12 protein-coding genes and 1 pseudogene are annotated in these 12,644 nt (G+C 68.7%); 4 read left to right on the top strand and 9 right to left on the bottom strand.

Going from position 1 to position 12,644, the window contains the following annotated elements; translation table 11 throughout:
* The 3 genes and pseudogenes from HPA02_RS17050 to HPA02_RS17040 all read left to right on the top strand — a co-directional run.
* Positions 1–373: pseudogene (locus tag HPA02_RS17050) on the top strand (single-stranded DNA-binding protein); the annotation flags it as partial.
* 37 nt (positions 374–410) lie between these two features.
* Positions 411–1,280: a sugar nucleotide-binding protein gene (locus HPA02_RS17045; RefSeq protein WP_146804403.1), complete on the top strand. Its 870-nt coding sequence runs from the start codon at positions 411–413 to the stop codon at positions 1,278–1,280.
* Complete coding sequence (locus HPA02_RS17040) at positions 1,277–2,053, top strand: lysophospholipid acyltransferase family protein (protein WP_146804402.1); 777 nt, start codon at positions 1,277–1,279, stop codon at positions 2,051–2,053. The genes HPA02_RS17045 and HPA02_RS17040 overlap by 4 nt, the downstream gene beginning before the upstream one ends.
* Positions 2,054–2,131: 78 nt before the next feature.
* On the opposite strand, the gene fabB is transcribed toward HPA02_RS17040, so the two are convergent.
* Together fabB and fabA are read right to left on the bottom strand one after the other, a co-directional pair.
* Positions 2,132–3,349: a beta-ketoacyl-ACP synthase I gene (gene fabB / locus HPA02_RS17035; protein ID WP_146804401.1), complete on the bottom strand. Its 1,218-nt coding sequence runs from the start codon at positions 3,347–3,349 to the stop codon at positions 2,132–2,134.
* A 13-nt stretch (positions 3,350–3,362) separates the two neighbouring features.
* Entirely contained in the window at positions 3,363–3,878 is a 516-nt protein-coding gene (fabA, locus tag HPA02_RS17030) for a 3-hydroxyacyl-[acyl-carrier-protein] dehydratase FabA (RefSeq protein WP_146804400.1), read from the bottom strand.
* A 184-nt stretch (positions 3,879–4,062) separates the two neighbouring features.
* Between fabA and HPA02_RS17025 the strand changes: the two genes are divergently transcribed.
* A complete protein-coding gene (locus tag HPA02_RS17025) occupies positions 4,063–5,943 on the top strand; it encodes a putative bifunctional diguanylate cyclase/phosphodiesterase (protein WP_146804399.1) in 1,881 nt (626 codons plus the stop codon).
* On the opposite strand, the gene HPA02_RS17020 is transcribed toward HPA02_RS17025, so the two are convergent.
* From HPA02_RS17020 to phrB, 7 genes are all read right to left on the bottom strand, one after another.
* Positions 5,944–6,459 (bottom strand): DUF2878 domain-containing protein, encoded by a 516-nt coding sequence (locus tag HPA02_RS17020; protein WP_146804398.1) that lies wholly within the window; start codon positions 6,457–6,459, stop codon positions 5,944–5,946. It abuts the gene before it with no gap.
* 11 nt (positions 6,460–6,470) lie between these two features.
* Positions 6,471–7,739 carry an SAM-dependent methyltransferase gene (locus HPA02_RS17015; RefSeq protein ID WP_146804397.1) on the bottom strand — a complete coding sequence of 423 codons (1,269 nt, stop codon included), beginning with the start codon at positions 7,737–7,739 and terminating at the stop codon, positions 6,471–6,473.
* Positions 7,736–8,506, bottom strand: a complete 771-nt coding sequence (locus HPA02_RS17010) for a DUF1365 domain-containing protein (protein WP_146804396.1) — start codon at positions 8,504–8,506, stop codon at positions 7,736–7,738. The genes HPA02_RS17015 and HPA02_RS17010 overlap by 4 nt, the downstream gene beginning before the upstream one ends.
* Positions 8,503–9,825, bottom strand: coding sequence for an NAD(P)/FAD-dependent oxidoreductase (locus HPA02_RS17005; protein ID WP_146804395.1), 1,323 nt, complete (start codon positions 9,823–9,825; stop codon positions 8,503–8,505). Before HPA02_RS17005 ends, HPA02_RS17010 begins: the two co-directional genes overlap by 4 nt.
* Positions 9,822–10,631 carry an SDR family NAD(P)-dependent oxidoreductase gene (locus tag HPA02_RS17000; protein ID WP_146804394.1) on the bottom strand — a complete coding sequence of 270 codons (810 nt, stop codon included), beginning with the start codon at positions 10,629–10,631 and terminating at the stop codon, positions 9,822–9,824. The genes HPA02_RS17005 and HPA02_RS17000 overlap by 4 nt, the downstream gene beginning before the upstream one ends.
* Positions 10,632–10,693: 62 nt before the next feature.
* The gene (locus HPA02_RS16995; RefSeq protein WP_146804393.1) at positions 10,694–11,134 is read right to left on the bottom strand and encodes a nuclear transport factor 2 family protein; all 441 of its coding nucleotides are present in this window, start codon (positions 11,132–11,134) and stop codon (positions 10,694–10,696) included.
* A 23-nt stretch (positions 11,135–11,157) separates the two neighbouring features.
* Complete coding sequence (gene phrB, locus HPA02_RS16990) at positions 11,158–12,576, bottom strand: deoxyribodipyrimidine photo-lyase (protein WP_146804392.1); 1,419 nt, start codon at positions 12,574–12,576, stop codon at positions 11,158–11,160.
* Positions 12,577–12,644 lie beyond the last annotated feature (68 nt).

The following is a 12,644-nucleotide window of genomic DNA, read 5'->3' as shown; positions in this document are numbered from 1 at the left end:
GGGCCAGGACGGCCAGGACCGCTACAGCACCGAGATCGTCGCCAACGACATGCAGATGCTCGATAGCCGCGGTGGCGGCCAGGGCGGCGACTATCAGCAGCAGGGCAACTATGGTGGCGGCATGCCCCAGCAGGGCGGCTATGGCGGTCAGGCCGGCGGTTATGGCAATGCCCCCCAGCAGCCGGCTCCTCAGCCCGCACCCCAGCAGGGGGGCTACGGTCAGCAGCCGCCGCAACAGCCCCCGCAGCAACCCCAGCGGGCACCGCAGCAGCCGCCGGCCCAGCAGCCCCCGGCCCAGGGTGGCCAGGGCAACAACTACGGCGCGCCCAACCCGGGCAACTTCGATGACTTCGATGACGAGATCCCGTTCTAAGCAACGCAGCACATCGATGGGCAGCGGAGGCGCTTGAGTGAAGCTATTGATCCTGGATGCCGGGCACTGCCTGAGCCTGGCGCTGGTGCGCCTGGCCAGCCGGCGCGGTGATATCGAGCTGGTGATGGAGCCGGGGCTCGAACTGAGCCCCGGACGGCTGGCCGAGGTGGCCCCGGACGCCTTGGTGATTCCCCCCATGGCGCAGCCGATCAGTGCCGAGCCGGCGGCGGTGCAGGCCCATGCCGAGGCGGTGGAGTCCTGCTTGTCGGCCTGCATCGAGGTGGGGGTGCCCCTGGTCTGGTGCGTCTCGGATCAGCTCTATGAGGACGGCCATGAGACCGCCATCGACGAGCATGTGATTCCGGCGCCCCGGGACGAGAGCCTGCGTCGCCTGATCACCACCGGCGATCGTATTCGCGAGGGCTTTCCGCGCCACCTGATCGTGCGCCTGGGTCCCTTGTTCGCCTTGGATGGCGGCCATGCCTGGCTGGGTGAGCTGCTCGAGCGCCTGATGGCCGGTGAGGAGGTGCGCGCCGCCGAGGACGTGATCTTCTGTCCCACCTCGGCGGACGCCGCGGCCATGGCCCTGCTCGGCATGCTCCAGCAGCAGCACTGCGGAGCCGAGGCCTGGGGGGCGTATCACTTGGCGGGGACCGAGCCGGTCAGCGCCTACACCTTCGCCTCCCTGGTGCGTACTCAGTTGGAGACCCGCCTGGAGGGGCTCGGGGAGTCGGTGGCGCTGGGGCCCATCAAGGCCCTGAATCACCACCACGACCAGCCGCTGCGGCGGGTACTCAACTGCCGCCGGGTGCTGGAGGCCTTCGGGGTGCACCAGAAACCCTGGCGCCTGGAGGTGGGGTTGATGCTCGATGCCTGGTGCAAGGCACGCCAGGAGGTGGAAGCATGAACCTGGCGCGCAGCCTGCTCTTCTATGCCGGCTACTTCCTGGCCATGCTGGTCAGCGGGGTGCTGTTCCTGCCGCTGGCCCCGCTGCTGCCGTTACGGGATCGCTATCGTCTGCTCAATCTCTACAACCACTTCATCCTGGCCTGGTTCCGGCTGGCCTGCGGGGTGCGCTACGAGATCGAGGGGCGTGACCGCCTGCCGTCGGGTCCCTGCGTGATCCTCGCCAACCACCAGTGCGAGTGGGAGACCATCTACCTGCAGATCCTCAAGCCGCCGGTCTGCACGGTGCTCAAGCGGGAGCTGCTGCGGATTCCGATCTTCGGCTGGGGGCTGCGCCTGCTGCACCCCATCGCCCTGGATCGCTCCAAGCCGGCCCGGGCCATGAAGCAGGTGCTCAGCCAGGGTAAGCAGCGCCTGGAGGAAGGGCTCTCGGTGTTGATCTTCCCCGAGGGCACCCGGGTGGCCCCGGGCCAGCGCAAGCGCTACAACAAGAGCGGGGCGGTGATCGCCTGCCGTGCCGGGATGCCGGTGGTGCCGGTGGCGCATAACGCCGGGGAGCGCTGGCCGGGGCGTCACTGGGTCAAGAACCCGGGGACCCTGCGCCTGGTGGTGGGGGAGCCCATCGCCACCGAGGGGCGTACGCCCGAGGAGGTGCTGGTGGAAACCGAGGCCTGGATCGAGGCGCGCCTGGCGGAGATCTCCGAGGTGCCGCGGCCGCAGTCGGGGGAGCCCGCCCCAAAGGGAGCCGAGTCCGCGGCCAGGGTGCAGGAGTGACTGACTAGGCGAGACGGCTCGCGACCAACAAGAACGGCGCCCCTGGGGGCGCCGTTCTTGTGTCGGGGCGAAGAGGCCTTAGCCCTCGAACTTCTCCAGCACCAGGCAGGCGTTGGTGCCGCCGAAGCCGAAGCTGTTGGAGAGCACCCGCTTGACCGCCACGCCGTCGCGACGCTGGGTGACGATATCGAAGCCGTCGGCCTGGTCGTCGAGGGTCTCGACGTTGGCGGAGGCGGCGATGAAATCGTTCTCCATCATCAGCAGCGAGTAGATCGCCTCCTGCACGCCGGTGGCGCCCAGGGAGTGGCCGGTCAGCGACTTGGTGGAGCTCATCGCCGGGGTGGTGTCGCCGAAGACCTCGCGGATCGCCTTGAGTTCGGCCACATCGCCCACCGGCGTGGAGGTGCCGTGGGTATTGATGTAGTCGATGGGGCCATCCACGCCGGCCATGGCCTGACGCATGCAGCGCACCGCGCCCTCGCCGGAGGGGGCGACCATGTCGTGGCCATCGGAGGTGGCGCCATAGCCGACGACCTCGGCATAGATGGTGGCGCCACGAGCCTTGGCGTGCTCCAGCTCCTCGAGCACCAGCATGCCGCCGCCGCCGGCGATGACGAAGCCGTCGCGGGCCTGGTCATAGGGCCGGGAGGCCTTCTCCGGGCTCTCGTTGTAGTGGGTGGAGAGGGCGCCCATGGCATCGAAGAGGCACGACAGGGTCCAGTGCTCCTCTTCGCCGCCGCCGGCGAAGACCACGTCCTGCTTGCCCAACTGGATCTGCTCCACGGCATTGCCGATGCAGTGGGCCGAGGTGGCGCAGGCGGAGGAGATGGAGTAGTTGACGCCCTTGATCTTGAAGGGGGTCGCCAGGCACGCGGAGACGGTGCTGCCCATGGTACGGGTGACCCGGTAGGGGCCGACCCGGCGCAGGCCCTTCTCGCGCATCACGTCGGCGGCTTCGACCTGGTTGGCGCTGGAGGCGCCGCCGGAGCCGGCGATCAGGCCGGTGCGCTCATTGGAGACCATCTCCGGGGTCAGGCCCGAGTCCTCGATGGCCTGGGCCATGGAAACATAGGCGTAGGCGGCCGCGTCGCCCATGAAGCGGCGCAGCTTGCGGTCGATCAGGGCATCCAGGTCGATATCCACGACGCCGGCCACCTGGCTGCGGAAGCCGCGTTCGGCGTATTCATCCTTGAAGCGAATACCGGAGCGCCCGCTCTGGAGCGCCTCGAGCACCTGATGACGGTCGTTACCGAGGCAGGACACGATGCCCAAGCCGGTGACTACCACTCGTCGCATGGGAGCCTCCTGGTCAGAAATTCGCGGTGGAGGTGAACAGGCCGACGCGCAGGTCGTTGGCCTGATAGATATCGCGGCCGTCGACGGACACGGTGCCGTCGGCGATGCCGAGGATCAAGCGCCGGGTGATGATGCGCTTGATATTGATGCGGTAGGTGACCTTCTGGGCATCCGGCAGGATCTGGCCGGTGAACTTCACCTCGCCACAGCCCAGGGCGCGACCGCGGCCCGGGTGACCCAACCAGCCCAAGTAGAAGCCGACCAGCTGCCACATGGCGTCCAGGCCCAGGCAGCCGGGCATCACCGGGTCGCCGGGGAAGTGGCAATCGAAGAACCACAGGTCCGGGTGGATATCGAGCTCGGCGATCAGCTCGCCTTTGCCGTGCTCACCGCCCTCCTCGTGGATATGGGTGATACGGTCGAGCATCAGCATATTGGGTGCCGGCAGCTGGGCATTGCCCGGGCCGAAGAGTTCACCTTGGCTGCATGCCAGCAGCTCATCGCGGCTGAAGGAGTGTTGCTTGATCACAGAGTCGTTCCGAGAGTCGCAGTTTTTATAGGCCGCATGCATCACGGCACTTGGCATTCTACTTTCCGGCGGCGGTGATTGCACGTTGCGGCGAAAGCAGATTAAAGCTTGCTCATCAACCGCCGATAGCTTTTCCTAAGGGTGGCGCCTGCCATCACACTCTTTCAATCTCCGGGTCGATCCTATGTGGCCTAGTTTTACGCTCGACCGTCCCCTGATCTGGGGCGGCCTGGTCGCCATGGCGGCCATCGGCTGGTTGCCCAACCTGTGGCTGCGTCTGGTGGCCATGGTCATCATGTTGCTGGGTCTGATGGACCTGTGGCGCCAGGTGACCCGGGAGGGACAGCGTCGCCGGCTGCTGGAGAGTGCCCTCCAGCTCTCCGCCGATGGCGTGGTGATCTGCGATGCCAATAACCGTATCGTCGCCATCAATCCCGCCTTCACCCGCATCACCGGGTACAGCGTCGATGAGGTGCTGAACAAGCCGATGTCGATGCTCGCCTCCGAGCGCCAGGACAAGGCCTTCGATGAGCGCTTCCGCCAGGCCCTCCAGGGCCAGGGGCGCTGGGAGGGTGAGGTATGGAGTCGCCGCAAGCATGGCGATCAGTACCCGGAATGGCTGCGGGTCCAGGTGCAGGCCGACGCCAAGGGGCGCATCACCCACTACGTCTCCCTGTTCACCGACATTTCCCGCCACAAGGCCCGGGAGCAGGACCTGCAGCGGATCGGCTTCGAGGACCCGTTGACCGGCCTGCCCAATCGCCGGCGCTTGCATGACCTGATGGGCTCACGACTGCGCTCCCTGCGTGCCGGCGAGACGCTGGACATGGCGCTGATCGATATCGATGCCTTCAAGTCGGTCAACGACGCCCTGGGCGTCGACAAGGGCGACCGCCTGCTGGCCAACTTCGCCCAGCGCCTGGCGCGCCAGGTGGCCGGCGGGGTAGTGGGGCGGATCGGCGGCGACGAGTTCCTGGTAATGCGCACTACCACCTTCGATGACCATGATCGCTGGGTCGAGGAGCTGCGCGAGCACCTGGGCATGCCCTTCGAGCTGGAGGGGCAGACCCTGCGCCTGGGGATCACCATCGGCAGCTGTCGGGGCCCGGAGGATGGCCGCGATTCCGGGGTGCTGTTCCAGCGCCTGGAGTCGGCGCTCTACACCGCCAAACGCCATGGCCGCAATCAGCATCAGCGCTTCCGGCCGGCCCTGGACGTGGCGGGGGATCACCAGCTGGCCCTGGTCAATGCCCTGCGCAGCGCCCTGGCCACCGGCACCCAACTAGAGCTCTTCTATCAGTCCCAGCATCGCATCGACAACGGCGAGCTGGTGGGCTTCGAGGCGCTGCTGCGCTGGCGTCACCCGGAGCTGGGCATGGTCTCGCCGGCGGACTTTATCCCCCTGGCGGAGCGCCATGGCCTGATGGTGTCCCTGGGGCGCTGGGTCATCGAGCAGGCGGTGGGCCAGCTGGCCAGCTGGCGGCGCGCCGGCATGCCGGCGGTCCCGGTATGGGTCAATATCTCGGCGCTGCAGCTGATCCAGGGGGACCTGGAGGCGCAACTGGCCGCCTGCCTGACCGAGTTCAAGGTGGCCCCCCGACTGCTGGGGCTGGAATTGACCGAGTCGGTGCTGCTCGACGAGCGGGCGGGGGATATCTATCCGCGCCTGGCGGTGTTACAGGAGCGGGGTCACCAGATCGCCATCGATGATTTCGGTACCGGCTACTCCTCGCTGAGCTACCTCAAACGCCTGCCGGTGGACAAGCTCAAGCTCGACCGCGCCTTCGTGCGCTCCCTGCCGGAGGATCAGGCCGATGCCTCCATCGTCGCCGCGGTGCTGGCCATGGCCGAGGGCCTGGGCCTGGAGGTGGTCGCCGAGGGGGTCGAGGAGAAGGCGCAGCTGGAGTATCTGGCCAGTCATGGCTGCCCCATCGTGCAGGGCTTTATGTTCTCGCGGCCGCTGCCGGCGACGGAGGTGGAGGCGGCCTGGCTGGCGCCGCCCGGCGCTCCGCCCGGTGCCCCTCCGGCCTCCGCCACCCTGTCAGGCGCGATCCAGGCCGGCTGATCAGGGTCGCGCGCGCCCCGTCGTGCCGTGCGGCGTGGAGCTCGGCCCCAGGCGTCGGCAGAGCCACCAGCAGAGCCCGCCCCAGATCAGCGCCTGGGCCGGCAGCAACCAGGGCGCCAGGGTTACCTCGGCAAGCCGTGCGCCCAGCAGGTAGGAGCCGGGAGCGCCGATGGCCCCGCCCAGTAGGGCCAGCCAGGGGTGAGCCCAGAGCCAGGCGAGGCCATGGTGCAGCAGGCTGGCGAACAGCGGCCAGAGCAGCCACAGCCAGAGCGGCAGCACCCCGACGAAGTCGTTCCCGAAGTCGAAGCCGCCGGCCAGGTACAGGCCTCCATCCACCGCCAGGCCCAGGGCCGCGAAGCCGGCCAGCCAACGCCACTCCCCCGGCCGGGCCAGCCAGCGCAGGTGCAACGCCAGGATCGCCGCCACCAGCGGTAGCGCCACCAGGCTGCCGCCGAGCACGCAGGCGAACCAGCCGCCCTGAAAGAGCCCCAGATTCAGCCCCACTCGCCAGGTCATCCCGGGGTACCTCAAGGCTGCCCGACCAGGGGCGCGGGGCGCGCCCCCGGCTTGGCCAGCAGCAGATGGCAGGTGCCGATGCTGCGCTCCAGGAAGCCCCCCTCGCAGTAGCACAGATAGTAACGCCACATGCGAATAAAGCGCTCGTCGTAGCCCAGGGCACGCACTCGCTTGAGGTTGGCCTCGAAGCGCTGGCGCCACTCACGCAGGGTGCGCGCATAGTGGGGGCCGATCTCGTCCAGGGCCAGCACGTTCAGGGAGCTGGCGCGGCGCATGGCGTCGAGGATGGCGCCATGGGAGGGCAAGAAGCCGCCGGGGAAGATATAGCGCTTGATGAAATCCATCTCGCGCTTGGCGGCCTCGAAGCGCTGATCGCGGATGGTGATGGCCTGGAGGATGGCCAGGCCGTCGTCACTGAGCAGGCGATCCAGGGTCGCCAGGTAGGTCTCCAGGTATTGATGGCCCACCGCCTCGATCATCTCTACCGAGACCAGGCGGTCGAAGCGTCCCTCCAGTTGGCGATAGTCCTGCTTGAGCAGGGTGATGCGCTTCTCCAGTCCCTCCTCGGCGATGCGTTTGGCAGCATGCGCGTACTGCTCCTCGGAGATGGTGGTGGTGGTGACCCGGCAGCCGCGTGTCTTGGCGGCATGGATGGCCAGGCCGCCCCAGCCGGTGCCGATCTCGAGCAGGTGGTGTTCGGGGCGCACGTCCAGACGCTCCAGGAGCAGGTCGAGCTTGTGGGTCGAGGCCTCCTCCAGGCTCGCCTGGGGGTGGGGGAAGACGGCGCTCGAGTACATCCAGTGGTGCCGGTCCAGGAAGGTGGCGAAGAGCGCGTTGCCCAGGTCGTAGTGGGCGGCGATATTGCGCCGGGAGCCCGCGAGGCTGTTGCGCTGCAGCCGGAGCAGGGCGCCGAGCAGCCAGCGCCCCAGCCGCGCGCTGCCGGTCTCGATCTCGCCATTGACCCGCTCCAGGTTGCTGGCGAAGAGGCGCACCAGGCTGACCAGGTCGTCGCACTCCCAGTCGCCGTCCATATAGGCCTCCGCGGCCCCCACGGTCCCGCCCAGGGCCAGGCGCCGCCAGGCCCGTGGATCGCGGATCACCAGGGTGGCCTGGAGCGGGCCACCGCGCCCCAGTAGCCGGCGGCGGTCGGCCTCCACCAGGGTCAGTTGGCCGCCCTCCAGCCGATCCAGCTGGCGCAGCAGGCGGTCCTTCAGCCAGCGCCCCAGGCGGTCGTCGCGGCTCGGGGCGGGGCGGTCTTCGGCGGTGCGCCATGTGTTCACTGGGAGGTCTCCTTGCGCTGGGGATGGTCATGCACCGGGACGCCCTTGAGCCATAGGCGCAGGGCCTCCAGGTGAATGCCGGCCCGGGTCTTGAGATTCATCAGCGGCTGACGGGCCAGGGCGGCCAGCATGGCGCCGCGGGTGGCGGGGCGGGCGCTGAGGGTCAGGGTGGCATCGAAGTGACACTCCCCCGCCCGGTGGTTCTCCATATGCATCAGTAAGCGCTCCCCGGGGGTGTTGAAGCGCCAGAGGTAGGTCATGTCCATGGGATTGAAGGGCGAGACATGCATCGCCTTGGCGAACTCGGCCCGGTGCTGGTGACGCCCCGGCGCTACCCGGCAGGCATAGGTGGTGCGCTCGCCCCAGGGGGTATTGCTCACCTCGCCGAGTAGGGCGCACAGCTCGTCCGCGGCGTCGTAGGCGTAGTAGAGGGTGATGGGGTTGAAGCCGCTGCCCAGAGTGCGCAACTGGGTGAGCACGCAGATACGGCCGTCGGGGGCCTCGCCCAGTTGCTCGCGCAGGGCGCGGCGCACCGCCTCCGCCAAGGGCAGGTCGTGGGGGGCCAGGTAGTCCTCGCGGCGAAAGCGCGCCAGGGCCGGACCGCGGGCGCTGAACCCTGGCACCCCGTCGAAGAGTTCGGGCAGCTCGGCCAGGTCCAGCCAGGCCATCCACAGCCGATAGGTGAAGGCATGGCGACGGGGCAGGAAGCGGCGATGGCGCAGCTCGCCCCGGTAGATGCGTGAGCGCAGCCGGTCGGCGGGAATCATGCCAGGGCCTCGAACGTCTCGCGCCGGGGGGCGTCGGCTTCCTGGCAGCCCAGTGCCTCGGCGACGCGCAGGGCGCTCCAGACGCCATCCTCGTGGAAGCCATTGCGCCAGTAGGCGCCGCAGAAATGGGTGTGGCGCTCGGGCCCCGAGATCTCGGCGTGGCGCGCCTTGGCCACCTCGCCGGCGAGGGTGAACTGGGGGTGGGCGTAGCGGTAGCGACCAAGGATCTTGGTCGGGTCAATGCTGGCGGTATCGTTGAGGGTCACGCAGAAGGTGTGCGGCGCCTCCAGGCGCTGGAGAATATTCATGTCATAGGTCACCGAGACCCGCGCCGCCTCGCTGCGACCATCCAGGCGGTAGTTCCAGCTGGCCCAGGCGCGGCGGCGACGCGGCAGCAGCCGCGTATCGGTATGCAACACCACCGCGTTGTCCTGATAGGGCAGGGCGGAGAGTACCTCGCGCTCCGCGGGGCTGGGGTCCTCCAGCAGCGCCAGGGTCTGATCGGCATGGCAGGCCAGCACCACCTGATCGAAATGCTCGAGTCCCGCCGAGGAGCGCAACTGGACGCCATCCGCCTGGCGACGGATGCCCTTTACCGGGGTCGCCAGGCGGATTCGCTCGGCATAGGGGGCGGTGAGTGCCGGGATATAGCTGCGTGAGCCCCCGACCAGGGTGTACCACTGGGGGCGGTCATTGAGCGACAGCAGGCCATGGTTGCGGAAGAAGCGCAGGAAGAAGGCCAGCGGGAAGTCGCGCATGTCCCCCAGGCTGGCCGACCAGATGGCGGCGCCCATGGGCAGCAGGTAGCGGCGCTGGAAGTCGCGTCCGTAGCCGTTGGCCGTCAGGTAGTCGCCCAGGGTCAGGTCGGCGGGCAGCTCCCCCCGCTCCAGGTCTCGCAGCGCCTGGCGATTGAAGCGCAGGATCTGCGCCAGCAGCCGATAGAAGCGCGGCCGCAGCAGGTTGCCGCGCTGGGCGAAGAGCGACCCCAGGGTATGGCCGTTGTACTCGAAGTCGACGCCGAGCTCATGCACCGAGAAGCTCATCTCGGTGGGCTGGGAGGCCACCCCCAGGCTGGCCAGCAGGCGCCGGAAGTGGGGGTAGGTCCAGTCATTGAAGACGATAAAGCCGGTGTCGATGGCGTAGTCGCGACCATCGAGGCGGATGTCCATGGTGGCGGTATGGCCGCCGAGGCGCTGGTCGGCCTCGAAGAGGGTGACCCGGTGGCGGCTGGAGAGGTACCAGGCGGCGGCCATGCCGGCGATGCCGCTGCCGACCACGGCGATATGCTGGGGCGCCTCGGGGGCGAAGCGGGTGGTCATGGGCGACGCTCCGGTGATGAGTCCAGTGAGTGAGCCGGGGCGCGGCTCAGGCGCCTGCCGATCCGATGCCTCAGGCCGACGGGCAGGCTGCCCAGCAGCTTGAGCCAGAGGGTGAAGCGACGCGGGAAGTGGATGTCCAGGCGGTGCGCCTCCAGGCCGGCGACGATGACTCGGGCGGCGGCCTCGGGCTCGACACGGCACGGCATGGGGAAGTCGTTGCGGTCGGTGAGCGGCGTGCGCACGAAGCCGGGGTGGATCAAGCTGACGTCGATGCCCTCGGCGTCCAGGTCGAGACGCAGGGACTCCAGGAAGTGGCTGAGCGCCGCCTTGGACGCCCCATAGGCCTCGGCGCGGGGTAGCGGCAGGTAGGCAGCGGCGCTGGAGGTGGCGGCCAACACGGGGGCGCCACCCTCGCGGCGGGCCCGACGCAGCAGGGGCAGGGCCGCCTCCACGCAGTAGATGGCGCCGAAGAGGTTGGGCGCGAAGACCCGCTCGACCAGGGCGCTGTCGAAGGCCCGGGCATCCAGGTATTCGCAGGTGCCGGCGTTGAGGATGGCCCAGTCGAGGCCACCGAAGGCCGATTCGAGGCGGCGAGTGGCCTCGCGTACCGCCTCCTGGTCGCTCACGTCCAGGGGTAGACAGAGCGCCTGGGGGTAGGGGGCGGCCAGCTCGGCCAGGGCCTTGGGATTGCGGGCGCTGAGTGCCACCCGGTGGCCCGCCTCGAGCAGTTGGCGGGCCAGGGCCAGGCCGATCCCGGAGGTGGCCCCGGTCAACCAGATGCGGCGTGTCGTCTTGGAATCGCTCATGGCTCCCCGTCCTGCGTGGTGTCAGCGTCACTCGCTGATACGCAATCGGGCAGCGAGTGGATTCAGTCGGCGAGGCGGCGTTTCACCCAGCGCACGCCTGGCCCCAGCAGCGGGAGGTGCTCGTAGAGCATGGCGCCGGCATCGAAGTAGTCGCGATGCCGGCAGACCCGCGCCGGGTCGGCGGTGGCGAATGTCAGGTGTGAACACCCCTCGACCCGAATGGGTCGTCCACCGGCCAGGCGCGGATGCCTCAGGGTCATGAGCCAGGTCACGAAGGCGTTGTCGCCCTGGCGCTGGCGCTCATGGAAGTCGAAGCGACAGTCGATGACCCTGGCGTAGAGGCTGGCGAAATAGGCTTCCAGCGCCGCCCGGCCCTCGACCCGATGCACGGGGTCGGTGAAGACCACGTCATCAGTGTATATCCTGTACAGGTTTTTTGTATAGCTTTTGTCCAGCTTATTGAAGAAGGCGCAGAACGCCTCCAGGTCGGGGTCGGGGGTCATCGGGCCTCCGGGCAACGGTGGGATCAGGACTTCAGGGCGGCGAAGGCATCCAGGGCACGCTGGCGGGCGGCCTTGTGATCGACGATGGGCGCCGGGTAGCCCTGGGCGCGGCGTACCGCCTCGGGAGGATCATGGCGCTGCTTGGGGTCGACCTTGGACAGCTCCGGTACAAGGTCGGCGATAAAGCGGCCGTCGGGATCGAAGCGCTTCGACTGGGTCGTGGGGTTGAAGATGCGGAAGTAGGGCGCCGCATCGGTACCGGTGGAGGCGGCCCATTGCCAGCCGCCGTTGTTGGCACAGAAATCGCCATCCACCAGGTGGCGCATAAAGAAGGCCTCGCCGCGACGCCAGTCGATTAGCAAGTGCTTGCTGAGGAACATGGCGCTGATCATGCGCAGCCGGTTGTGCATCCAACCGCTGGTGACCAGCTGACGCATGGCGGCATCGACGATGGGGTAGCCGGTGCGCCCTTCGCACCAGGCCCGGAAGGCGGCCTCGTCGTCCCGCCAGGCCAGCGCCTCGGTATGCGCCTGGAAGGCGCGGTGGCGGCAGACCGCCGGGAAGGCCGCGGCGATATGTCGATAGAACTCTCGCCACACCAGCTCGTTGACCCAGGCCGCGAGGCCCGCATCGCCCTCCGTCAGGCGGCCATCGTTCTCCGTCAGCACCGCCTGCAGGCACTGGCGGTGGGAGAGCATGCCCAGGGCCAGGTAGGGGGACAGCTCGCTGGTGCCGGCCACCGCGGGGAAGTCGCGCTGCGCCTTGTAGTGGCGCCCGCGATAGCGCAGGAAGCGGCTCAGTCGCTCCTCGGCGGCGCGGCTGCCGGCGGGCCAGCGGCTGCTTGCCACCGGCGGATCATCCATGGCCGGGCATGGCGGCAGGGGCTCGCCGTCGATGGCCAGTGGTGCCTGCACCTCGGGGGGGGGCGAGAGGGCCAGCCGCTCGGCATCCAGGTGGCGGTGCCAGGCGCGGCTGAAGGGGGTGAAAACCTTGTAGGGCTCCCCCTGGCCGGTGAGCAGCTCACCGGGGGCGAAGGCCACGCCGTCATGGTGGCCGGTCACCTCCACGCCACGGGCCGCCAGGGCCTGGGTGACGGCACGGTCACAACCCGCCTCGTCCAGGGGATAGTCGTGATGGAAGTGCAGCCGCCCGGCGCCGAGGGACTCGGCGATGGCGCCTAGCGCTTCGGGGGCGGCGGCGAAGTCGCCGATGTCCCGCTGCAGCAGGGGGATATTGAGGCCGGCCAGGTCATCGGCCAGGGCGGCGACGCCGCGGCGCAGGAAGTCGAGGCGGTTGGCGCCGTGGCCGTGGGCGCGCCACTGGTCGGGACAGTGCAGGAAGACGCCCACCACGGGGCCTTGGCGGGCCGCCGCGGCCAGGGCGCGGTGATCATGAATGCGCAGGTCGTTACGGAACCAGACCAGAACGGGCGTGGCAGACATGCAACCTCCTTGTGGCTTGCTCTCTTAGGCATTGTCTGAAAAGTCGGCGAGCGAAGGTCAGACAAGGC

Origin of the sequence: Bisbaumannia pacifica, from assembly GCF_007989625.1 — a bacterium.
Classification (GTDB): Bacteria; Pseudomonadota; Gammaproteobacteria; order Pseudomonadales; family Halomonadaceae; genus Bisbaumannia; species Bisbaumannia pacifica.
The sequence above is the reverse complement of the archived record's forward strand: the minus strand, read 5'-3'. Positions and strand labels throughout refer to the sequence as shown.